The 22,146-nt window shown below is 68.6% G+C and carries 21 protein-coding genes; 12 read left to right on the top strand and 9 right to left on the bottom strand.

All coding sequences use genetic code 11. From position 1 onward, the window contains the following. Positions 1-55 precede the first annotated feature (55 nt). Genes ACLJPD_RS12420 through ACLJPD_RS12435 form a run of 4 tightly spaced genes read left to right on the top strand, consistent with a single transcriptional unit; the run spans position 56 to position 4,554 of the window. Positions 56-1,711, top strand: coding sequence for a peptidoglycan DD-metalloendopeptidase family protein (locus ACLJPD_RS12420; protein ID WP_410872193.1), 1,656 nt, complete (start codon positions 56-58; stop codon positions 1,709-1,711). Beyond that, positions 1,708-2,274 (top strand): hypothetical protein, encoded by a 567-nt coding sequence (locus tag ACLJPD_RS12425; protein ID WP_410872194.1) that lies wholly within the window; start codon positions 1,708-1,710, stop codon positions 2,272-2,274. The genes ACLJPD_RS12420 and ACLJPD_RS12425 overlap by 4 nt, the downstream gene beginning before the upstream one ends. A 31-nt stretch (positions 2,275-2,305) precedes the next feature. Beyond that, positions 2,306-4,132 carry a TraM recognition domain-containing protein gene (locus ACLJPD_RS12430; RefSeq protein WP_410872195.1) on the top strand — a complete coding sequence of 609 codons (1,827 nt, stop codon included), beginning with the start codon at positions 2,306-2,308 and terminating at the stop codon, positions 4,130-4,132. Further along, complete coding sequence (locus ACLJPD_RS12435; RefSeq protein ID WP_410872196.1) at positions 4,129-4,554, top strand: DUF4913 domain-containing protein; 426 nt, start codon at positions 4,129-4,131, stop codon at positions 4,552-4,554. The genes ACLJPD_RS12430 and ACLJPD_RS12435 overlap by 4 nt, the downstream gene beginning before the upstream one ends. A 60-nt stretch (positions 4,555-4,614) precedes the next feature. On the opposite strand, the gene ACLJPD_RS12440 is transcribed toward ACLJPD_RS12435, so the two are convergent. Both ACLJPD_RS12440 and ACLJPD_RS12445 read right to left on the bottom strand, forming a co-directional pair. Beyond that, a complete protein-coding gene (locus ACLJPD_RS12440) occupies positions 4,615-5,199 on the bottom strand; it encodes a hypothetical protein (protein ID WP_410872197.1) in 585 nt (194 codons plus the stop codon). A 239-nt stretch (positions 5,200-5,438) separates the two neighbouring features. Then, entirely contained in the window at positions 5,439-6,338 is a 900-nt protein-coding gene (locus tag ACLJPD_RS12445) for a peptidylprolyl isomerase (RefSeq protein WP_410872198.1), read from the bottom strand. An 85-nt stretch (positions 6,339-6,423) separates the two neighbouring features. Between ACLJPD_RS12445 and hisS the strand changes: the two genes are divergently transcribed. Continuing rightward, a complete protein-coding gene (gene hisS, locus ACLJPD_RS12450) occupies positions 6,424-7,698 on the top strand; it encodes a histidine--tRNA ligase (protein ID WP_410872199.1) in 1,275 nt (424 codons plus the stop codon). A gap of 88 nt (positions 7,699-7,786) precedes the next feature. Then, entirely contained in the window at positions 7,787-8,431 is a 645-nt protein-coding gene (locus ACLJPD_RS12455) for a hypothetical protein (RefSeq protein WP_410872200.1), read from the top strand. A gap of 10 nt (positions 8,432-8,441) precedes the next feature. Here ACLJPD_RS12455 and ACLJPD_RS12460 read toward each other — a convergent pair whose 3' ends face one another. Continuing rightward, positions 8,442-9,455: an Rv2578c family radical SAM protein gene (locus ACLJPD_RS12460; RefSeq protein WP_410872201.1), complete on the bottom strand. Its 1,014-nt coding sequence runs from the start codon at positions 9,453-9,455 to the stop codon at positions 8,442-8,444. Positions 9,456-9,486: 31 nt separating this feature from the next. Next, positions 9,487-10,461, bottom strand: a complete 975-nt coding sequence (locus tag ACLJPD_RS12465; protein WP_410872202.1) for an NAD-dependent epimerase/dehydratase family protein — start codon at positions 10,459-10,461, stop codon at positions 9,487-9,489. Between the two features lie 193 nt (positions 10,462-10,654). On the opposite strand from ACLJPD_RS12465, the gene ACLJPD_RS12470 reads away from it, so the two are divergent. Next, positions 10,655-10,984 carry a type VII secretion target gene (locus ACLJPD_RS12470; protein ID WP_410872203.1) on the top strand — a complete coding sequence of 110 codons (330 nt, stop codon included), beginning with the start codon at positions 10,655-10,657 and terminating at the stop codon, positions 10,982-10,984. Continuing rightward, the gene (locus ACLJPD_RS12475; protein ID WP_410872204.1) at positions 10,981-12,630 is read left to right on the top strand and encodes a hypothetical protein; all 1,650 of its coding nucleotides are present in this window, start codon (positions 10,981-10,983) and stop codon (positions 12,628-12,630) included. Before ACLJPD_RS12470 ends, ACLJPD_RS12475 begins: the two co-directional genes overlap by 4 nt. Positions 12,631-12,688: 58 nt before the next feature. Here ACLJPD_RS12475 and ACLJPD_RS12480 read toward each other — a convergent pair whose 3' ends face one another. Both ACLJPD_RS12480 and ACLJPD_RS12485 read right to left on the bottom strand, forming a co-directional pair. After that, positions 12,689-13,183, bottom strand: a complete 495-nt coding sequence (locus ACLJPD_RS12480; RefSeq protein WP_410872205.1) for a hypothetical protein — start codon at positions 13,181-13,183, stop codon at positions 12,689-12,691. Positions 13,184-13,231: 48 nt separating this feature from the next. After that, positions 13,232-14,155, bottom strand: coding sequence for a neutral zinc metallopeptidase (locus ACLJPD_RS12485; RefSeq protein ID WP_410872206.1), 924 nt, complete (start codon positions 14,153-14,155; stop codon positions 13,232-13,234). 210 nt (positions 14,156-14,365) lie between these two features. Here ACLJPD_RS12485 and aspS point away from each other — a divergent pair, with 210 nt between their 5' ends. Further along, positions 14,366-16,171, top strand: a complete 1,806-nt coding sequence (gene aspS, locus ACLJPD_RS12490) for an aspartate--tRNA ligase (protein ID WP_410872207.1) — start codon at positions 14,366-14,368, stop codon at positions 16,169-16,171. 75 nt (positions 16,172-16,246) lie between these two features. Then, a complete protein-coding gene (locus ACLJPD_RS12495; RefSeq protein WP_410872208.1) occupies positions 16,247-17,215 on the top strand; it encodes a DUF389 domain-containing protein in 969 nt (322 codons plus the stop codon). Between the two features lie 3 nt (positions 17,216-17,218). Here ACLJPD_RS12495 and ACLJPD_RS12500 read toward each other — a convergent pair whose 3' ends face one another. Further along, on the bottom strand, positions 17,219-18,238 hold the full coding sequence (locus tag ACLJPD_RS12500; protein ID WP_410872209.1) for a hypothetical protein: 1,020 nt from the start codon (positions 18,236-18,238) through the stop codon (positions 17,219-17,221). A 193-nt stretch (positions 18,239-18,431) separates the two neighbouring features. Between ACLJPD_RS12500 and ACLJPD_RS12505 the strand changes: the two genes are divergently transcribed. Beyond that, entirely contained in the window at positions 18,432-19,601 is a 1,170-nt protein-coding gene (locus ACLJPD_RS12505; RefSeq protein ID WP_410872210.1) for a phosphotransferase family protein, read from the top strand. A gap of 66 nt (positions 19,602-19,667) precedes the next feature. Beyond that, the gene (locus ACLJPD_RS12510; RefSeq protein WP_410872211.1) at positions 19,668-20,489 is read left to right on the top strand and encodes a siderophore-interacting protein; all 822 of its coding nucleotides are present in this window, start codon (positions 19,668-19,670) and stop codon (positions 20,487-20,489) included. On the opposite strand, the gene ACLJPD_RS12515 is transcribed toward ACLJPD_RS12510, so the two are convergent. Together ACLJPD_RS12515 and ACLJPD_RS12520 are read right to left on the bottom strand one after the other, a co-directional pair. Continuing rightward, positions 20,490-21,737, bottom strand: coding sequence for an RNA polymerase sigma factor (locus tag ACLJPD_RS12515; RefSeq protein WP_410872213.1), 1,248 nt, complete (start codon positions 21,735-21,737; stop codon positions 20,490-20,492). After that, the gene (locus tag ACLJPD_RS12520) at positions 21,734-22,087 is read right to left on the bottom strand and encodes a YciI family protein (protein WP_410872214.1); all 354 of its coding nucleotides are present in this window, start codon (positions 22,085-22,087) and stop codon (positions 21,734-21,736) included. Before ACLJPD_RS12520 ends, ACLJPD_RS12515 begins: the two co-directional genes overlap by 4 nt. Positions 22,088-22,146 lie beyond the last annotated feature (59 nt).

Here is a 22,146-nt window from a genome sequence, read left to right on the forward strand (position 1 = left end):
CCGCGGCGGACGTTGCGCGAGTCGGCGCCCGGCGCGGAACGCGGGGAGGCGGCCGGTGAACGTCCGCACGATCATGATGGCGGCGCTCGGCTCGGTCATCGGGCTGGTGGCGCTGGTGCTGGTGATCGTGCTGCCGTCCTCGGATGAGACCTGCGAGACCGGCGACGTCCTCGACGGGTCGGCGGTGCCGACGCTGCCCGAACTGGGTGGTGACCATCGCGCGGGCGCGACCAGTTCTGCCGCGCCGACCTCGAATCCGACAGTCACCGGCACGCCGTCGCTGGCCGCGGGCGTCGGACCGCTGCGCCGCACACTGCCGCTGGAGACCGGAACTTTCACCATCTCCGATGTGTACGGTTCGCGCGGTGGCGACCACAAGGGCATCGACATGGCCGCCACCGACGGGACCACGATCTACTCGGTCTCCGACGGCCGGGTCGTCGCCGCCGGTCCCGCTTCGGGTTTCGGCAACTGGATCGTCGTCGATTCCGTCGACACCAACGGCCGCGCATACTCCGCGGTCTACGGCCACATGTGGGACGCGGGCGTCAAGGTGCGTACCGGCCAGACGGTGACCGCGGGCCAGCCGATCGGGATGGTCGGCTCGGCGGGCGAATCCAGTGGCCCGCACCTGCATTTCGAGATCGTGCCCGGCGGCCGGTTCACCGGTGGCCGTCAGATCGACCCGATGCCGTGGCTCGACGGCGCCCCCACCCCGGATGTCGGTGGCGCGCGGGCATTCTCGAGCGACCCGAACTGTGTGCGTGGGTTCGGCAGCGCCGGTGGGGCATTGGCCGACGGGAAGGTGCCCGCCGAACTCGAGATCTGGTACCGCCGCGCGGGGACCGTGTGCCCGGAGATCTCGTCGTCGCTGCTGGCCGCGCAGGCCAAGCAGGAGTCGGGGTTCCGGCGCGGACTCACCTCGCCCGCGGGCGCCCAGGGCCTGGCCCAGTTCCTGCCGGGCACGGCCGCGAGTATCAACCCCGACGACGGTCAGCCCTACATCATCGATGCCGACGGCAACGGCTCCGCCAGCGTGTGGGACGACGGTGACGCGATCATCGGCCAGGCCCGCTACATGTGCTCGATCGCCCACAAGATCGCGGGCTGGCTGGCCGCAGGGCGCGTCTCGGGCGATCTGACCGCGCTCACCCTGGCCGGATACAACGCCGGTGAGGGCGCGGTGCTGACATCGGGGGGCATGCCCAATCAGTACGCGGCGCACTTCTCCGAGACCCGGCCCTATGTCACCAACATCTTGTCGATGGAGCCGCAGTACCGGGCGCCCGGCGCGCAGGGACGGTTCACGCCGGGGGAAGGTGGCGACGGTGAACAGATCGTCGAGGCCGCCCACGACTGGCTCGGCACCCCGTACGTATGGGGTGGCGGCGGCGCGCAGGGACCGAGCAACGGTGGATTCGACGGTCCGGGATTGACCGCGGCGGTGCTGTTCGCCGCGTCGTCGGGCGCGGTGACGTTGCCGCGCACCGCCGAACAGCAATGGGAAGCCGGGGTGGAGGTCCCGATCGCCAAGGTGGCGGCCGGTGATCTGGTGTTCAGCGGCTTCGGCCGGCGCGGGCCCACCGAGGTGGGGATCTACGCGGGCAACGGCCAGATGATCCAGGCGGTACCACCGACGAGCAACCGCGGTGGCGGGGGTGTCGCCGAGGTGGCGGTGCCCGGCGACGCACGGGCGAGGAGGGTGTTGTGAACGCACGACCAGCGATAACCTGGTGGGAGAGAACACGAATCCGCACAACCCCGGCGGTGATGCTCGTGGTAGTCCTGCTCTCGGTCCCTGCCTGCGGTGGCGACGCCGAGCCGACGCGTCCCGAGACCACCTCCACCACACGACTACTCGAAGCCGCGGTCGACCCGACCACGCCCGACGGGGTCGCGGTGGTCGCCCTGCGCGAGGTCTACACCTGGAACCCTGTGACCGAACAACCGGGATCTTCGCTGCAGCGTGCGCGAAAATGGCTGGGGCCCAGCATGATACGTATGCTGGACAGTTCGATCGGGGTCACCGATACCCCGAAGCCGTCGCTGCAGTGGGCCGACTGGGCGAAGGCGAAAGCACACGTCGAAGCGTTCACGTTCGCTTCGGGTGAGCCCGCGCCGGCCGGCGCGGATCCCGCTGTCGCGCAGTACAAGATCGGTATCGAACAAACGGTCGTCTACCCGAACGGACGCACCGAAGCGCTACCGCCGAGCACGGTCATCGCGACCGTGGTGCAGACCCCGCTCGGCTGGCGTCTCGACGCGTTCCGCTGACCATCCACCACGTCCACACAAGGAGGCACCCGTGGCGAAGAAGAAGGTGACGGATCCGGCCGCGGTCGGACCCGACACGACACTGATCATGATCGTGTTCGGCTTCGCGGCGCTGTTCACCCTCGCGGGTGCCCTGCACCTGGGCAACGCGATGGCGGTGGTGCCGCAGAATATTCCGGTCAACCCGATCGCGGTAGTCGCTGATCTGGCGCGAGGGAAGTTGCAGTGGCCGCGTGCGTCGACGGTGATCGTGCTGTTGGTGATCGCGGCGGCTATCGCCTATGTGGTGATCCGTAAGCGGCTGCGCAAGCGTGCGGGTGCGGGGCGGTTGGCGGTGGACGACAAGGCCGATCACATGGGCAGTGGCAGTGCGATCGCGTCGATCACCGAGGCCGGGGTCAGGGAGAAGGCGGCTGATCTCGGCATGAAGCTGGGCACCAACGACTCGCCCGGCGTGCCGATCGGTATCGCCGTCGCCGACGGCACCCCGCTCTTCGGCTCCTACGAAGACCTGCACCTCGACATCTGGGGCCCCCGGCAGGGCAAATCCACCTCACGGGTCATTCCGGCGATCCTGTCCGCGATCGGGCCGGTGCTGGCGACGTCGAACAAACGTGACGTGGTCGACGCCACTCGCGACGTGCAGGAATCAAAGGGCAGCCGCACGTTCGTGTTCGACCCACAGGGCGTCGCCGGTGAACGACCGACCTGGTTCTGGGATCCGCTGGCCTGGGTCAACTACCGCACCGAAGGGTGCGAGATGCGGGCGGCGCGGTTGGCCGGTCACTTCGCCGACGCCGAGACCGGCAGCAGTGCGGGCGACGGCGACAACTTCTTCGATCCCGAGGCCGAGGACCTGCTCGCGGCGTTCTTCCTCGCGGCCGCGATCGCGGGCAGACCGATCACGCAGGTGTGGGAATGGGTGACCAATCCGCAGAACACCGAGGCGATCGAATACCTGCGAGGCGCCGAACACCACTTCACCGCGTCCGGCCTCGCGATGCAGTACAACGCTGACGAGCGCACCAGGAGCGGCATTTTCGGTACGGCGAAGAAGATGATCCGCTGCCTGCAGTTGTCGAACGTGCATCCGTGGATCACCCCGGCCGAGGGTGGGCGTCCCCAGTTCGACGAATTGGAGTTCATCGAACGCAACGGCACGCTGTACTGCCTGTCGCTCGAGGGACGCGGTTCGGCGGCACCGCTGGTCAGCGCGCTCACCGAGGCGGTGGTCGACGTGGCGATGCGCAAGGCCTCACAGTCCTCGGGTGGGCGATTGCCGATCCCGCTGCTCGCGGTGCTCGACGAGGCGGCCAACGTGGTGCGCTGGAAGGATCTGCCCAAGCAGTACAGCCACTTCGGTTCGCGCGGCATCGTCGTGATGACCGTGCTGCAGTCGTGGGCGCAGGGTGCGCGCTGTTGGGGTGAGGCCGGGATGAGCGCGCTGTGGTCGGCGGCCAATATCAAGGTGCTCGGCAGCGGCGTCGACGACATGGCCTTCCTGCGCGACCGATCCGAGGCGATCGGCGAGTACGACTCGATTTCGGCGTCGATGTCGCAGTCGGGCACCAGCAAGAGCTACTCGCGTTCGCTCAGTTCCTCGGTCACGTTCACCGCGCAAGGCCTGGCGACACTACCCCGTGGCCGCGCCGTCGTGTTCACCTCCGGTCAGCCCGCCGTGCTGGTGCGGACGGTGCCGTGGTGGGAATCTCCCTACGCCGACGCGGTCAAGCGATCGATCGAGCAGAACGATCCGACGCGCAAGACCCGCATGGACGATCTGGTCGGATCGCCATCGATGGCGAAATCCGTTCCGCCGGAAGAGATCGGTGACATCGAGGAGGTCAAGCCGCTGTGAGCCAGAACAACGTTGCCAATGGTGAGATCACGAACGGCTACGAGGGGGTGTACGAGTTCGTCACCGAGTACCTGAGCCAGGTCTATCGCCGCCAGGTCACCGATATCAGCGACACGGTGTGGTGTCCGGAATGGTGGCACCACAGTGAGGCCGTGATCCGGTTGAGTGCGCTGTGGCAGGCCTGGGAACACCACCGCCTGCAGGGCGGAACCGGTATCAGCGTGTGGTTCCTCGATCACGCGGACCCGCACATGACCAAGCTGTTCGACCCGAAGGGGCCGTTCAAGTACTGCAGTGTGCGCAATGGGCACAAGGCGATGCTCGAACCGCTGCCGTTCAAGGAGCCGGAAGGCGCCGACGCGCAGATGTTCGGCAATCCGGATATCGACCGGCTCTGGCAGAAGGGCCGCGTGCCGGACTGAGCGAGTGGATGCTCGGATCGCCTTGCCGGGCAAGGGGATCCGAGCATCTCGCGCGTCGAGTCAGCGCCCGCGTTCGATCCCGCGTTCGATTCCGCGTTCCCCGCGCTGGCGCGCGAGGGTCGCGCGCATCACGGTCTCCCTGGACCTGATCGCTTCCTCCGGTGAGATGCCCTGACCCATTTCGACCAGCATCCGAACCTGGGTGAGCTCCGGTGCGACGCCTGCACGCTGCAGATGTGCCGCGAGCGCCGAGCGCCGCTCGGCCGAGTCGTAGCCCACACTCGGCGTCGCCGCGGCACTCGATGCGAAGGCGGAGCCCGCCGGCTTGTTGAGGCTGATGCCGCGCTTTTCCGCACCGCGCGATTCCATGCCGCGCGATTCCACACCGCGTGATTCCACCGAGCGCGAGCCCACGGACATCATCTGCACGAGTTCGACATTGCGGGGGTCCTTGGCCTTGAGGTCGCGCGCCTCGCGGATCTGGAGCTCGCGCGCTTCCTTCATCTTGGCCTCGATCGCCTTGGCGCGAGATTCGGCCTCTTTCTGGCCGTGTTCACGCGACTTCACAGCCACCAGAATGGCCATCTGCAGCATGGTCCGCATCATGGACGCCGTTTCGCTGCCGATGTCGTCGAGTTCCGCCATGACTGCTCCCCGATGCTGCTGTGGAAGTGGACATCTGAGCCTACCGCGCGAAGGACACAGCGCGATGACCGGCGGGGCGGGTCGGGGGCGGAGAAAATGCGGGTGAGCGGGTGGTCGGCCGGACAACCCGTAGGGTTGCCTAGCCTCTGATGATCTTCTTCGCACGTCGCAGCCCGTAAACCGGAAACGGACCGAACACCCGAGGGTGTCCGGTCCGTGTCGTTGCCGAGAAAGCGGTGTCAGCCCACCTTGACGGAGTTGAACGAGATCGGGATGGCGGGCCCACCGTCTTCCGCGCCACCCTTGACGCCGCCGCCGGCGACCTTGTCCAAGGTGGCAAGGCCCGCTTCGTCGATCGTGCCGAAGATGGTGTAGTTCGGCGGCAACTGGGTGTCACCGAAGACCAGGAAGAACTGGCTTCCGTTGGTGCCCTTGCCCTCCGGTGAGGTGCCCGCGTTGGCCATGGCGATCAGGCCGCGCTTGTAGTTCACCGGCTGCGACTGCAACGCCGGATCGTCGGGGGCGAACAGGTCGGTCGGGTATTCGTTGTCGAAGCTGTAGCCGGGGCCACCCTTGCCGGTGGCCGTCGGGTCACCGCACTGCAGGATGCCGAAGCCGGGCGTCGCCACGATGCGGTGGCAGCTGGTCTTGTCGAAGTAGCCCTGCTGGGCCAGGCTCACCATCGAGTTGACCGTGCACGGCGCCTGTGCGCTGTTGAGCGACAACCCGATCGGCCCCTGGGTGGAATCGATCGCCACCTTGACTTCGGGGCCATCGGTGGCGACCGAGGTCGTGGTCGGCGCTGTGACGGGCTTCGCGGGGGGCTCCTGGCCCACCGGGTAGCTGCAGTCGACGGTCGCGGGCTTGGCCGCGGGTGGCGGCGGGCCGGGAATGTCCAGGGGCGTGTTGACGAACTGGGTCGTCGGCACCGCCGAGGACGTCTCGGCGTTGTTCGACGCGCTGTCCTCGCCCTTGGTGAGGAAATACACGCCCGCCGCGGCGGCCGCGACGACTATCACACCCAGTACCGAGCCCGCGATCGTCAAGCGCTTGCGCTTCTTCTCTTGCTCGGCCCGTCGTGCCAGCTGGCGCTCCAGCTTGCGCTTGGCCGCCGCCCGTCGCTGTTCGTTACTCGGCACTACCGCGTTCCTCCCGTGTCGTCAGGTTCGTCTAGAGGGTAACCGGTTGGACGCGGAGGCCGCCCGTGGGGAAAACTGGACCATCGTGACCAAGACCAGCAGCTTCACCGCCCCGAAGGGGGTCCCGGATTACCTGCCGCCCGGTTCGGCCGAGTTCGTCGCCGTGCGCGACGGCTTGATCCACGCCGCCCGACTCGCGGGGTACGGGCATGTCGAGCTGCCGATATTCGAGCAGACGGCCCTGTTCGCACGGGGTGTCGGCGAGTCGACCGATGTGGTCAGCAAGGAGATGTGGACCTTCGCCGACCGCAACGGCGAAAGCTTCACCCTGCGCCCCGAAGGCACCGCGGGCGTGATGCGCGCGGTGATCCAGCACGGTCTGGACAAGAGCGGTCAGCTGCCGGTGAAGCTCTGCTATGCCGGTCCGTTCTTCCGCTACGAGCGCCCGCAGGCCGGCCGGTACCGTCAGCTGCAGCAGGTGGGCATCGAGGCGATCGGCATCGACGATCCCGCCCTGGACGCCGAGGTCATCGCGATCGCCGACGCCGGGTTCCGCGCGCTTGGCCTGGACGGGTTCCGGCTCGAGGTCACCTCCCTCGGCGACGAGACGTGCCGTCCGCAGTACCGCGAGCTGCTCCAGGAATTCCTGCGTGGGCTGCCGCTGGACGAGGAAACGCAGCGTCGCGCCGAGATCAACCCGCTGCGCGTGCTCGACGACAAACGTCCCGAAGTGCGTGAGCTCACCGCGAACGCACCGTTGATGATCGACCACCTCTCGGAGTCGGCGAAAGCCCACTTCGAGCAGGTGCTCGCCCACCTCGACGCGCTCGGCGTGCCGTACGTGGTGAACCCGCGCATGGTGCGCGGCCTTGACTACTACACCAAGACCACGTTCGAATTCGTGCACGACCAGCTCGGTGCGCAGTCGGGCATCGGCGGCGGGGGCCGCTACGACGGATTGATGTCCGAACTCGGCGGGCAGCCGTTGTCGGGCATCGGTTTCGGCATCGGTGTCGACCGGACCGTGCTCGCCCTCGCGGCCGAGGGCAAGTCGGCGGCCGATCCCGCGCGCTGTCAGGTGTACGGCGTCGCGCTCGGTGACGAGGCCAAGGCGAAACTGGTCGCACTGGCCGGTGATCTGCGCGCCGCCGACATCAGCGTCGACCTGGCCTACGGCGGACGCGGGATGAAGGGTGCGATGAAGGGCGCCGACCGGTCGGGGGCGAAATACACGCTCGTGCTCGGCGATCGCGATCTCGCCGAGAACACGATCGGTGTCAAGGAGATGGCGACCGGCGAGCAGCGGTCCGTACCGCTCGACGGGGTTGTCGCGGTGCTGCGCGAGGAGCTCGGTCGCTGAGCTCGCTGCTCGGCTGCCGAGGTCGGTGGGGCGCGGTAATCTGACCGCGCCTCGCTCCGGGCGCGCCGGTGGGGGTGGAGAGGACATCGTGGACGGGCAGTCCGGGCAGTCGGCGGCGGAAGCGGTCGGTATCGACCTGGTGGCGCCCGAGGTGTTCGCGCCGATGTTGCGCAGGCTCGCCCTTGCCGCGATCGGCGTCGGCGTCGGGGCGACATTGCTGTCGGCGGTGTGGCTGAGCTGGCCGTACGCGCTCCTGATCGGCTCGATCGTCGCGGTCCCGACCATCGGCTACGTGTTCGCCTTCCAGCGCCGCCGAATGTGGTTGAGCGGCACCGTGATCCGCGCACACCGGCTGTTCGGCGAACGTACTCTCGACCTCGCCGCCGCCACGGGCGTGCACCTGCTGGTGTACCCCGCGCGACTCAGCCGCATCGCCCTGCGTGTGACCGCGGGCGGCGACACCCAACTGGTACCCCTCGCGATGTACACCGACGTGGGCAGCGGCCGCGAACTGCACCTACTCGGCTTGCGCAAACTCGCCGACGCCCTCGCCGCCAGCGAACTCGCCGCCGCGATCGCGATCTCGGAAGTGCTCGTCCAGCAGTTGCGTGCCGAGGCCCGTGACGCAGGTCTCGACGAACGACCCCTCTACCGCGCGGTGCAGTCGGTGCGCGACAAAGACAGCGTCTCGCCGGTGGTCCTGACCGATTCCGAGGTCGTCGCACTGAGCTGACGCGGTGGGATCAGCCGAAGAGGGCGAGTTGGGTGTCCTGCGGTGTGGGCGGGGGAGCAGGGGGAGTGGTGGGGTCCTGGATTCGGCGGAGGCCGTGGTGATCGAGGAGGGGGTTCACCCGGTCGCGTAGCCAGTCGCGATAGAGGGGAGTGACGTTGCTGCCGCGCGCGTAGAGCTGGCGGTAACGGCGGATGAGGGCGGGATGTTCGGTGCCGAGCCAGGTGAGGAACCAGTCGCGGGTGGGACCGCGCAGGTGCATCGGGAAGGCCATGGCGCTGGCCGCGCCCGCGTCGGCGATGGCGGCGAACAGGGCCTCGAGGTGTGCTCGGCTGTCGGTGAGGCAGGGGATGATCGGGGCGGCCATCACGTGGACGGTGAAACCGGCGTCGGCCAGGGCGCGGACCAGGTCGAGGCGGGCGCGGGGTTCGGGGGTCCCTGGTTCGAGGCTGTGGTGCAGGTCGGGATCGAGGATGGCGATCGACACCGCGACGCTCACTTCGACTCGCTGGGCCGCCTCGACGAGGAGCGGGAGATCGCGGCGCAGCAGCGGGCCCTTGGTGAGGATGGAGAAGGGGGTGCCCGAGTCGGAGAGGGCGCGAATGATGCCGGGCATCAAGCGGTATCGGCCCTCGGCACGTTGATACGGATCGGTGTTGGTGCCGAGTGCCACCGCCTCGCGCTGCCAGGACCGACGCATGAGTTCGCGGCGCAGCACGGCGGCGATATTGGTTTTCACCACGATCTCGGAATCGAAATCGTTGCCCGCGTCGAGTCCGAGATATTCGTGGCTGCCGCGAGCGAAGCAGTAGCGACAGGCATGCGAGCAGCCGCGCATCGGGTTGATCGTCCAGCGGAAGGGGAGCGCGGAGCTCTCCGGCATCTTGTTCAGCGCGCTCTTGCACAGCACCTCGTGGAAGGTGATGCCGTCGAACTCGGGGGTGCGGACGGAGCGAACCAGCCCGGCCCTGGTCAGGCCGGGTAGCGCGCCGTCATCGGCGTCCAGGGTCTGGGCTTGCCACCGCACCCCACGAGTCGAACATTTGTTCGAAGAAGTGTCAAGCCTGGCGCGACGCCCGCAGGAAGTCGACGAGGTCGTTGACGGACTCGGCGGTCGGGCGTGGGCGGTAGCCGAGTTCGCGTTCGGCCTTGCCGTGGTCGACGACCGGCGCCGAGATCACCGCGCCCAGTGCGGCTTTGGACAGGATGTCGGAGCCGAAACGCTTGCCGATCGGCTCGATCACCGGTAGCAACGCGCCGAGCGCCTTCGCGGGGATGGCGAAGCGTGGACCTTTGGCGCCGGTGCGGGCCGCGGCCATCCGGCAGAAGTCGATCATCGTGGTCATCTCGCCGCCGAGCAGGTAGTTCTCGCCGGTGCGGCCCTTGTCGCCGGCCAGGATCAAGCCCTGGGCGACATCACGCACGTCGACGAGGTCGAACCCGCCGCCGATCATCACCGGAAGCCGGCCACGCATCGCCTGGACGACGGTGCTGTTGAGCCGAGACAGACGCTCGGGATTGTCGAGGGGGCCGAACACGCCGGTCGGGTTCACGATCACCGCGTCGAGTCCGCGCTCGATCACCGGGCGCAGGGCCAGCTCGCCGGACCATTTCGATCGGTCGTACACCGGCAGGCCGGGATCGTCGGAGCGGCTGGAGGTCTCGTCGATGTGGCCGCCCGAGCGGTACTGGTCGAACGCGTGGATGGAACTGGTGTGCACGAACCGGCGCACGCCCGATTCCAGCGCCGCCTCGGCGGTGACGCGCACGCCTTCGGTGTTCACCCGCCAGGCCAGATCGTTGCGGTCGGCCAGAGTGATCAACGCGACGAGGTGGTAGACCACCTCGGTGCCCGCCAGTGCCGCGCGCATCGACACCGGGTCGAGCACATCGCCGTCGACCCAGGTCACCGCCGGGTCGGAGGTGGTGGGGGCCACGCGGTCGATCGCGACGACCTCGTGGCCGCGCTCGAGGAGCAGGGGGATCAAGTTGGAACCGAGGTAGCCGGCTGCGCCGGTCACTGCGACCTTCATCTGCCCGACGATATAGAACATGTTCTAGTTTTGAAAGCGGATCGTGTGGATCGAACGTGGCACGACTCGAAAACCGTCGGTGTATTCGGCTATATTTGGCGCCAATCGCAGTTGGGTGGTCGCGTCGGGAGTTTCGCGTCCGCCGCTCGCTTCTGTAGTGCAGACTTTTCACGACGAGTTGGGGGGATTTCGCATGACCGATCTCTCGGTGCAAACCGGAGAGGTCGCCGCGTTCGCGGCGACCAATGGCGGTGTGGCGGCGCAGGTCGCCGCGGCGGGCAATATCGACCTGGTTGCCAGTGTGTCGGCGGCGACGCCGGTGTTCGGCCTCATCGGCGCCGATTACCTGGCGATGTTCGCGGCCGCACAAGCGTTGCAGGCCAAGGACATCAACGACCTGTCGGCCAAGTTCAGCTCGCTCTCGGACGCGGCCTTCAAATCGTCGGTGACGTTCGAGACGACCGATATCGACAATGCCGCCGAGCTGGCGCGCCAGGCCGCAGGCCTCGGGGGCGGGGTATGAAGCCGCTGAGCGCCGACGGGGGCGTCATCGCACCCGAGGCTGTCATGGCCGCCGCCGACGCCGCGACCGCATCGGCGATGGGCGCGGTACCACTCGAGTCCCAGGCCATCCTGGATGTGCCGCTGATGCAGGTGCCCGAGGATGCGGCCGAGGCCGAAGAAGCGGTCTTCACCCTCGCGCAGAAGATCACCGACGAAGCCCAGAACGGCGCCGTGTCGCCGGCCGGGTTGGGTGGGCTCGGCGGCCTCGGCACCGGCATGCAGCCGCAGGACATCCTGGCCGGCGTCTCCGACGACGCCTCCTCGGCGTTGAGCGGTCTGCATGGCACGGTGGCCCAGGTCGCGGCGCCCGCGTCGACCGTGTTCGACCAGGCCGCGTCCGCGCTCACCGGCACGTCAGCGGGCGGTGCTTCGAGTACCGCCGGCGCAGGTACGTCCGGCGCGGGCACGTCCGCCGCCGCGACCACGCTCACCGAGGATCCGGTCGCCGCTCTGATGAGCGGACTGTCCCTACCCGCGCTGCCCGGCATCGACACCCTGTTCCAGCCGTTCCTCGACCTGCTCAGCAGCTTCGGCACCGGCATTTTCAACTCGCTGGACCCCACCGCGATCCTGAGCAACTCCTCGGCGGTCATCGAACAGGCGATGACCCTGGCCCAAGGCGGCGTCAAGACCGTCCAGCAGGTATGGGAAGGTCAGGCCGCCGACGCGGCGACCACCGCCAGTCAACAGGCCCAGACCCAGGGGCAGGACACCAGCCAGCGGGGTATCGACATCTCGTCGCTCACCCAGCAGGCGGCCTCGGTCGTCCAGACCGGCAACGCGCAGCTCACCACGATCGCCACCACTTTCGCCGCCCAGGCCACCGCGCTCGCGCCGACGATCATGCTGCCGCCCACCCAGGCCACCCTGATCGGTTTGGCCACCACGCATCTCGGGGAAGCGGTGTCGGTCGTCAACGTCACCCGCGGGCAGTTGATGGGCTACACCGGCGAACTCAGCGGCGTCGTCGGGCAGCTCGCCAACCAGAGCGGTCTGCCCTCGCCCGAGGAAGTCCTCTCCGCCGCATCGGAGAACATCGGCGAACCGCTGCTCACCCAGGCGGAGGAAGCCTTGTCCGGCGGCGGCGGCGACTCCACCGCTGCGGCGAGTACCGGGGCCGCCACCGCCACTCCCGGCACGACGACCCCGTCGAGTGCCGGTGGTACCGGCGGCAGCGGCGGCGGTTCCAGCGCCGCGCTCGGTGCGCTCGGCACCGCACGCGGCGGTGGCTCCGGCTCGGGTGGTGGCTCCGGCTCGGGTGGCAGCACCGGCGGCGGCATCCCGAGTGCGGGCACCCCGAAGACCACCGCGGCCGTGCCGGGTGCGGCGGTTCCCGCGGGTCGTGCGATGCCCGCGGGCACACTGGGATCGGGCACCACCACGGCCGCGGGCACCGGCGGTACCTCCGGCATGATGGGCGGCGGCGCGGGAGCGGGCGCGGGCCGTGGCAACAACGAGGAAGAACACGGCCGTACCGTGCAGCCCTACCAGAGCCGCACCGGCAACGACGACCTCACCGGTCCGCTGGGCGAATCCACGCCCGACGTCATCGGTGCCGTCCACGAGGACGAACGCGAAGCCGACGCGACCGCGGACCGGTTCTGAGGCGACAAGGGGCTCGCCGGTGGAAACCGGCGAGCCCCTGCGGGTCAGCGTCGAACGATCAGCTCTTGAACGCGTCGACCAGCTTCTTATAGAGGTCGGTGAAGCGCTTGCGGGCGGCCTGTTGCTCCGGGTTGAGGCCATCGGAGGCCTCCGGGGAGTAGATGACCAGGTGGGCTTCGTCGGCAGGGTCTTCGGGCATCAGGTCGATGATCCGGGTGCCCTTGCCCTCACCCGCCGGGATCCCGAAATCGGTGTCCTTCAGTGCGTTGATCTCGTCACGCGCGGCCGAGATCACATCGGCGGCAACCTTTCCGGTCACCTTCTTGGGCGCGGTCTCGGGCTTGCGGTCCTTGCTCACCGCGTCGGGCATGTGCACGGCCTCGCCGTCGGCGAAGATCTGCAGCACCGGGCGCAGGTCGGTGCGCTGTGACCAGCCCTCGGGGATCGTGGTGAGGCTCACCAGCGGTAGCGGCGCCGGGTCCGCGTGGGCGACGGCGCTCGCGCCGGTCAGGGCAAGAGCGCAGACGAGCAGTCCGGTGATGGTCGGGCGCATGGGTTCCCCTCGATCGAAAGACAGTGCGCGGGTTTCGCGTTCGGGGAGTCAGCGTATCCCGGGCGGGTTGTCGAGGTCACGCGCGGAATAGGTATCGCAGGACTGCACCGACCCGGTCCGGTAGCCGACGAGGAACCAGTTCTGCCGCTGTTGCGATGATCCGTGGGTCCACGACTCGGGGTTGACCCCGCGGCCCGCGCTGCGCTGGATCCGGTCGTCGCCGACGGCATTGGCGGCCGACAGCGCGTCGCGAATGTCGTTGTCGGACAGGGGATTCAGGAAGGGCGCTCCGCCACCCGGCGAAGGCTGCTTGTCGGCGAAGTGCGCCCAGATGCCCGCGTAGCAGTCGGCCTGCAGTTCGGTGCGCACGGCGCCGGAGGTCGCACCCTGCGGATCGCGCTGGGCCTTGCCGATATCGCCGAGCTGGTTCTGGATGTGATGGCCGACCTCGTGGGCGACGACGTACTCCTGCGCCAGCGGACCAGCGCTCGCGCCGAAGCGGTCGGTCAGCTCCTGGAAGAAGGCGGTGTCGAAGTAGGCGGTTTGGTCGGCGGGGCAGTAGAACGGGCCGACATCGCTGGTGGCGTTGCCGCACCCGGTGTTCACGCCACCGGTGAACAGCACCAGTTTCGGCTCCACGTACTGCGTGCCGGTCTGCTTCGGCAGCTGCACCGACCACACCGCGTCCAGGCTCTGCGCGGTCGCCACGACCCGGCAGTCGACGTATTTGTTCGCGTCGGCGCCGGTCTTGCAATGTGCCGGTGTGCCCGCGGTACCCGGCTGCGTCTGCTCGCCCTGCGCGCCGGTGAACTCGCCGAGTACCGACCCCGGATCGCCACCGAGCAGCAACGTGATCACCAACAGGATCAGACCGCCCGCACCGCCGCCGAGCGCGATCTTGCCGCCCATGCCGGGTCCGCCGCCAGAGGACGCCCGGCCGGGATCGATCTGCATACCTTCGTTGAAGGTCATCGCGGTACTCGCCTTCGCTCGTTGTCCAGCTGCCCCACAGCGCGATTCACCGTCGGCGGGTGCGACGACGGTGGGGCAGGTGCCACAAGCTTGACACGGTAGCGAAGATATCGGTTTTCATCCGGGCACCGTGTCTCACTACGATGGCAGTGCACCGGGTCTTTCCTCGCCGGTGCGACGAGTCCGCGAAATTCTGTCGAAAGGAATACCGTGCTGCGCACCCACTTGGCTGGTTCGCTGCGAGGCGAGCACGCCGGTCAGACCGTCACCCTCACCGGTTGGGTGGCGAGGCGTCGTGACCACGGTGGTGTGACCTTCATCGATCTGCGCGATGCCTCGGGCGTCTCGCAGGTGGTTTTCCGCGAGGGCGAGGCGGCCGAACAGGCACACAAGCTCCGCGCGGAATTCTGTGTGCAGGTCACCGGTGTGGTGGAACGGCGTCCCGACGGCAACGAGAACCCGGAGCTGCCGACCGGGCAGATCGAGGTCGACGCCAAGGAACTGGTCGTGCTCAACGAGAGCGCGCCGCTGCCGTTCCAGCTCGATGAGACTCCCGGCGACGAGGCTCGCCTCAAGTACCGCTACCTCGACCTGCGCCGCGAAGGCCCCGGCCACGCCATCCGGCTGCGCTCCAAGGTCAACGCCGCTGCCCGCGAGGTGCTGGCCGGCCACGACTTCGTCGAGGTGGAGACCCCCACGCTCACCCGCTCGACCCCCGAGGGTGCCCGCGACTTCCTGGTCCCCGCACGCCTGCAGCCGGGCAGCTTCTACGCGCTGCCGCAGAGCCCGCAGCTGTTCAAGCAGCTGCTCATGGTCGGTGGCATCGAGCGCTACTACCAGATCGCGCGCTGCTACCGCGACGAGGACTTCCGCGCCGACCGTCAGCCCGAGTTCACCCAGCTCGACATCGAGATGAGCTTCGTACGCCAGGACGATGTGATCCTGCTGGCCGAGGACATCCTGAGCGCGCTGTGGAAGCTGGTCGGCCACGAGATCGTCACCCCGATTCCGCACATGACCTACGCGGAGTCGATGCGCCGCTACGGCTCCGACAAGCCCGACCTGCGCTTCGGCATCGAGATCACCGAGCTCACCGACTACTTCAAGGACACCACCTTCCGGGTGTTCCAGTCGGAGTACGTCGGCGCGGTCGTGATGCCCGGCGGCGCGAGCCAGCCACGACGTCAGCTCGACGCCTGGCAGGACTGGGCCAAGCAGCGCGGTGCCAAGGGCCTGGCCTACATCCTGATCAACGAAGACGGCACCCTCGGCGGCCCGGTCGCCAAGAACCTGACCGACGCCGAGCGCGACGGCCTGGCCAAGCAGGTCGGCGCCGAGCCGGGTGACTGCGTGTTCTTCGCCGCCGGTGCCGTGAAGTCGAGCCGTGCCCTGCTCGGTGCCGCGCGCGGCGAGATCGCCCGCAAGTGCGACCTCATCGACCCGAATGCCTGGGCCTTCGTCTGGATCGTCGACGCCCCGATGTTCGAGCCCGCCGCCGAGGCCACCGCCAGCGGTGACGTGGCGCTGGGCCACTCGGCCTGGACCGCGGTGCACCACGCGTTCACCTCGCCCAAGCCGGAGTCCATGGACACCTTCGACACCGACCCCGGTTCCGCGCTGGCCTACGCCTACGACATCGTCTGCAACGGCAACGAGATCGGTGGCGGTTCCATCCGTATCCACCGTCGCGACGTGCAGGAACGCGTGTTCTCGGTGATGGGCATCGACAACGCAGAAGCCCAGGACAAGTTCGGCTTCCTGCTCGACGCGTTCGCCTACGGCGCCCCACCGCACGGCGGCATCGCCTTCGGCTGGGACCGCATCACCGCGCTGCTGGCGGGCGAGGACTCGATCCGCGAGGTGATCGCGTTCCCGAAGACCGGTGGCGGCGTCGACCCGCTCACCGACGCGCCAGCGCAGATCACCGCGCAGCAGCGCAAGGAGGCGGGCATCGACGCCAAACCGGAGGTCAAGGCCGCCGTCGGGGCGCCGAAAGTTGCTGCGCCCGAGAAATAGCGGTCATCGGGGGTAGCCCGGTACCTTCTGGTCAGCTGCCGTATCGCCACGGCGATACCGACCAGGAGGACACCGGTGCTACATCTTCGAGTGATCAGCCCGCCCGACCGGACCGATGAACTGGTGCGGATCCTCGAAGCCGACGCCGGCGTCACCCACCTCACGGTGATGCGCGGGGTCGCGCTCGACCCCGCGGGCGATCTCGTCCAGGCGGATGTGGCGCGGGAGGCGGGCAACACGGTGCTCGCCGACGTGAAGTCGCTCGGTATCGTCGAGCACGGCGGGATCACCCTCGGCCCGGTCGACACGGTGCTCTCCGACGCTGCCGACCGCGCGGTCCGAGCGGCGCCCGGTGATCCGAGCGACGCGGTGATCTGGGAGCAACTGCTCAAGGAGACCCGCGAGGAATCCTCGGTCAACGCCACCTTCGTCGCGTTCCTGACCATCGCCTGCCTGCTGGCCTCGATCGGGGTGGCCACCGACTCGCCGGTGACCATCGTCGGCGCGATGGTGGTGGGCCCGGAGTTCGGTCCCCTGGCCGCGCTGTCGGTGGCGCTGGTGCGCCGCAACTGGCGGCTGGCGCGGCGCTCCATGATCGCCTTGGCGGTGGCATTCCCGATCGCCATGGTGGTCACGCTCGGCGCGACGATCGTGTGGGAGCAGCTCGGCTGGCTCACCACCGAGGGGGTGATCGACGCGCACAACGTCGATTTCATCTACCAGGTCGGTCCGTTCTCGTTGGTCGTGGCGTTGCTCGCCGGAGCGGCGGGCATGTTGTCGCTGGTCACCGCGAAATCAGCGGCCCTGATCGGTGTCTTCATCTCGGTGACGACCGTGCCCGCCGCCGGGTACGCGGTGGTGGCGGCGACGCTCGGACAGTGGCACCGCGCGTTCGAGTCGGTCGGTCAGCTGGCGGTGAACCTGGTCGGCATCGTGATCGCCGGAGTGGTGGTGCTCGAACTGCGGCCGAAGGCGGGCGACGAGCGGGGCCCGATCGGCCGGTTCAAACGGGCCATCGGCATGCGGACCACCCTCGAACACTGACCTCTAGACGCGAGCGACCGGGCCCGCGGTCAGCATTCGGTAGGCGTAGGTCACCGCGATGACGCACACCGGCCCCGCGACGAACAGGCCGAGCCCGCACAGTGCCGCGCCGACGAGGGTGACCAGCATGACGGTCAGCGCCAGCAACAGCGAGGCCCACAGGTTCGCCAACACCAGCTGCGCGCTCGCCTTGATCGCTTCCACCGGGCCGTAGTCCTGATCGATCACGAAGTGCAACGAGAACATGCACAGGAACCCGGCGATCAACCCCGGCGCCAGGCACAGGGCCGACAGGAGCAGGGTGACGGTGAACGCCAGCAGCGAGGTCAGCAGCACATTGCCCGCGTTCACGAACCGGAAGAACGACCCGAAAGCCGGTGGGTACCCGTCGGTTTCGTAGAGCGCGCCGCGCACCATCGCCGCCTGCAGCAGCCACAGCGCGACGATCACCATCAAGAACAGCAACAGCACGCTGAACGGTGACGTCGGATCGACGATCTGCACCACCGCGACGAAGCCGAGATAGATCAACACCCCTACCGCGGTGACGCCGAGCCACGGGCCCGGATTGGCCCGGAATCGCTCCCAGCCGTAGCTCAGCGAACGCCCGATATCGAGGGCCTGTGCTCCCGAATGGTAGTAACCGGGAGTCTGCCCACCACCACCCGGCGACACGCCGGTTGCGGGGGCGGCGGCGTAGGTCGGATTCTCTGGCTTCACCTGGGGGACCGCGTAACCGGGGCCCGTGCCCGCGGGTCCGTACTGCGGCGTGTGCCCGCTTCGGTCGGCAACCGGCGGCGGCGGTTCGACCGGTTCCTGTCCGTACTGGGCGGCGCCGGGGCCTTCGAACTGCGGATAGCCTGCGCCACCGGCCATTCCGTGCTTACTCGGTCCCGTGCCGGGAGCGGACGGTTGCCCGGGCCCCTCGTGTCGGCCCGCGGGTCCGGCGAACTGTCCGCCACCGCCCGGAACAGGCGACCTGCCCGGCGAATCGCTCGATGCGGCGTACGGAGTGTCGGTCATTGTGATAGACCTTTCGACTCAACCGGTTTGCGGTGTGGCGCACAGCAGTTCACGATGAGAAAACCCGACGACCGGCTGATGTGTCAAGCGAACAGGCACACACGCGCAACCGCCGCGCCAACACGCCGAACGACGCGGAAAGGTTGTTCAACCGCTCGCTAGAAGTGACCAGGTACGAGTAGCTTGAAAGGCGATGACCGCACTATTGGCCGAACGCGCCGCCGACGTCGTGTCCGCAGCACAACAGTTGCTCACAAAGCGAATGGGTGCTCCGGTAAAGCTGAGTGATCCGATGGAACTCAGCGGCAGTGGTAGGACGACAGTCCTACGCGTGCGTGTTGCGGAAAACGCATTTTCGTTGCCGCGCACGCTGATCGTCAAGCAGGTGCGCGGTTCCAGTCCTGACCGCCGCACCGGTGGGATGGCGCCCGGTGTCGCCAGCATCGACGCCGCCTTCTTGCGTGAGGCGGTGTCCTATCAGTTCACCACCGCGCTGAGTCGCGAGCACCGCCCCGGCGCGTTCCTGATCGCGCACAGTGTCCCCGACCGGCTTCTCGTGCTGTCCGACCTCGGCGAAAACGCTTTGCTCACCTCGGTGCTGCGAGCCCGGGTCGAGCCGGGCACCCGTAACTCGCTGATGGCGTTCGCGCAGGCGCTGGGCCGGATGCACGCCGCGACCGTCGGCCGCGAACCCGACTTCGTCGCCTTGATGCGCCGGGTCGATTCGATGCATCGCGTCGACGGGATCGCCCAGCAGGCGCATGCCGCCATCGCCGAGGTCCCCGGACTGCTGCAGGCGGAGTTCGGCATCGAGGTGCCGGGTGAGATCGCCGAACGCATCGTGCACGGCAACCGGCTGTTCACCGGTGGTCGCTACCGCGCGTTCAGCCCGTCGGATCTGTGCCCCGACAACGTGATCATGAACGAGGAAGGCGCGCGGTTCCTCGACTACGAGTGGGGCGGTTTCCGCGACGCCACCCTCGATATCGCCTACGCGCTGGTCTCGTTCCCCGGCTGCCTGTGCGATTTCGAACTCTCGCGCAGCCGCGCCAAGGAAATGGTCGAGGCCTGGCGCTCGGCCGTGGTCGGCGTCTGGCCGTCGCTCGCCGACGACACAGTGCTGGCCGAACGGATCCTCGAAGCCCGGCTGATCTGGGTCTGGCTGTCCACCTACTGGTTCCTGCCCGCCGACCACACCCGCATCGCCACGGCTCGCGAACACGGCCTGTCGGTGCCGCGTTCGGAAGCCCTGATCAACCGCTGGTCGGCGTTGGCCGAGGACGCCAGGATGACCGGCGACGACGCGGTCGGCGACTTCGCCGAACAGGTGTCGGCGATGCTCGAAGAGCGCTGGTCGGAATAGCGGGCGCCCCACTTCCGCGCGCGACGCGGGTACCGTCGGCAGGGACCTGAGGAGTTGGGAGCTGCCGTGCCGAAACCGGTTACCGTCACAGTCGTCCACAAGCAGTGGTTGAACCCGCATCTGGTGCGGGTGGTCGGCACCGTCTCGGACGAATTCACGCCGAACGGTTTCACCGATGCCTATGTGAAGCTGATCTTTCCGGTGCCCGGTGTCGAATATCCGGAGCCGTTCGATCTCGACACGGTGCGCGCGACGCTCGGCCCGGCGAGCCAGCCCGTGCTGCGCACCTACACCGTGCGGTCCTTCGATCCCGAACTCCGCGAGATCAGCATCGACTTCGTGGTGCACGGCGACGAGGGCATCGCCGGTCCGTGGGCGCGCTCGGTGGAGCCCGGCGCGCGGTTCTGGTTGAACGGACCTGGCGGTGCGTTCGCCCCCGATCCGGCGGCCGACTGGTACCTGCTCGCCGGTGACGAATCGGCGCTGCCCGCCATCGCCGCCGCGCTCGAGGCGCTGCCCGCCGGCGCACCCGCTCTCGTGTTCGTCGAGGTCGGCGACACCGAGGACGAGATCGCGCTCGACTCGCCTGCCGACCTGCGCCTGCACTGGGTGCATCGCGGGGTGTCCTCGGATCGGATCACCGACGACCTCGCCGGGGCGCACTCGCCACTGGTGGCCGCGGTGCGTGCGGCCGAGTGGCTGCCGGGACAGATCCAGGCGTTCGTGCACGGCGAGGCCGAGTCCGTGATGCGGCAACTGCGTCCCTACCTGCGCAAGGAACGTGGTGTCGCGCCGAAGTGGCTGTCGATCTCGGGGTACTGGCGGCGCGGGCGCACCGAGGAGGGCTTCCGCGAATGGAAGCGGGAACTGGCTGCCGAAGGCGCGTGATCAGCTGGTCAGCGCGCGCAGTTTGCTGCGCAGAAAGGCACGTTCGACCGCATTGTCGGTGAGTAGCAGCGCCGATTCGTAGGCGACGATCGCGTCGTCGGTGCGTCCGAGGTCGGCGAGGAAGGCGGCGCGGGCGGCGTCGAGATAGCCATAGGTCGCCAGCGCCGGTTCCGCGCCGAGTGGATCGAGCAGTGCCAGCGCCTGTGCCGGATTGCCGCCGAGGCCGACCGCGATGGCGTGATTGAGCCGCGCGACCGGCGACGGTGAATCCCGCAGCAACAGCCGGTACAGGCCGATGATCTCGCGCCAGTCGGTGTCGGCCCAGGTGGGAGCCTCGTCGTGGACAGCGGCGATCGCGGCCTGCAACGTATACCGATCCGTATGGGGCAGAGCGCGTTTCACCAGTGCGATGCCCTCGACGATGGCCGCTCGATCCCAGCGGGCGCGATCCTGGTGTTCGAGCGTGCACAGATTGCCATCGTCGTCGACGCGCGCGGCTCGGCGGGCATCGGTGAGCAGGATCAGCGCCAGCAGCCCGGTCACCGTCGGATCGTCGGGGACCAGCGCGTGCATCATCCTGGCCAGCTGCACCGACCGGTCGACGAGATCGGCACGGACCAGCGCATCGCCCGCGGGCGCGGTGTGACCGGTGGTGAACAGCAGGTGGATCACCGCGCAGATGGAATCGAGCCGCTGCGGCAACTCCCGCACTGACGGCACCCGATAGGGGATGGCCGCCACCGCGATCTTCTTCTTGGCGCGGGTGATGCGCGCGGCCATGGTCGACTCGCTCACCAGGAACGCGCGCGCCACCTCGGCGGTGGTGACACCGCAGACCAGCCGCAGTGTCAGCGCGACCTGCGCCTGCGGTGCGAGCGCGGGATGACAGCAGGTGCTGATCAGGCGCAGCCGGTCGTCGGGGATCGCCGGGTCGTCCAGGGCGGCCAGTGCCAGGTCGGCGGCGTCGGCGACCGGCTCGTCGACGACGAGCCGGGGCAGGGTGCGGCGGAAGGTGCTGTCGCGGCGCAGCAGATCGAGGCCGCGTCGCCGTGCCACCGTCGTCAGCCAGGCGCCGGGTCTGGCCGGGATACCGTCGTTCGCCCAGGCGGTCAGCGCCGTCGCGTAGGCGTCCTGCACGCATTCCTCGGCGAGGTCGAAATCGCGGACCAGCCGCACCGTCGCGGCGAGCACGAAGGCCCACTCCCGACGGTGCGCCTGCTCGACGGCCGCGGCCGCCGCCGTGGTCACGACTGGGGGTACACCTGGATCGGGCGCACTTCGACGCCACCGGTGGGGGCGGGCACCTGTGCGGCGAGCGCGATCGCGGCGTCCAGGTCGGGCGCCTCGAGCAGGTAGTAGCCGCCGAGCGCTTCCTTCGCCTCGGCGAACGGACCGTCGGTGATGACGACCGCGCCGTCGGTGTCGTGGCGGATGGTGGTGGCGGTCGGGGTGGGCTGCAAGGCGTGCCCGCCGAGGTTGGCGTCACCGGCGAGCTGCTGGAAGGTGCGATGGGCGGCGAGCATCTCGGCGATTTCGGCGGGGGAGTACGCGGCGTAGGTGGCTTCGTCGCCGTAGATCAGGACCAGGTACTGGCTCATGACGGTCTCCTTCGGGTCTTGGCCTGCCCGCTCGTCGGGTGGCCGTACTCACCCGACGA

Origin of the sequence: Nocardia sp. A7 (genome assembly GCF_046549215.1) — a bacterium.
GTDB lineage: Bacteria > Actinomycetota > Actinomycetes > Mycobacteriales > Mycobacteriaceae > Nocardia.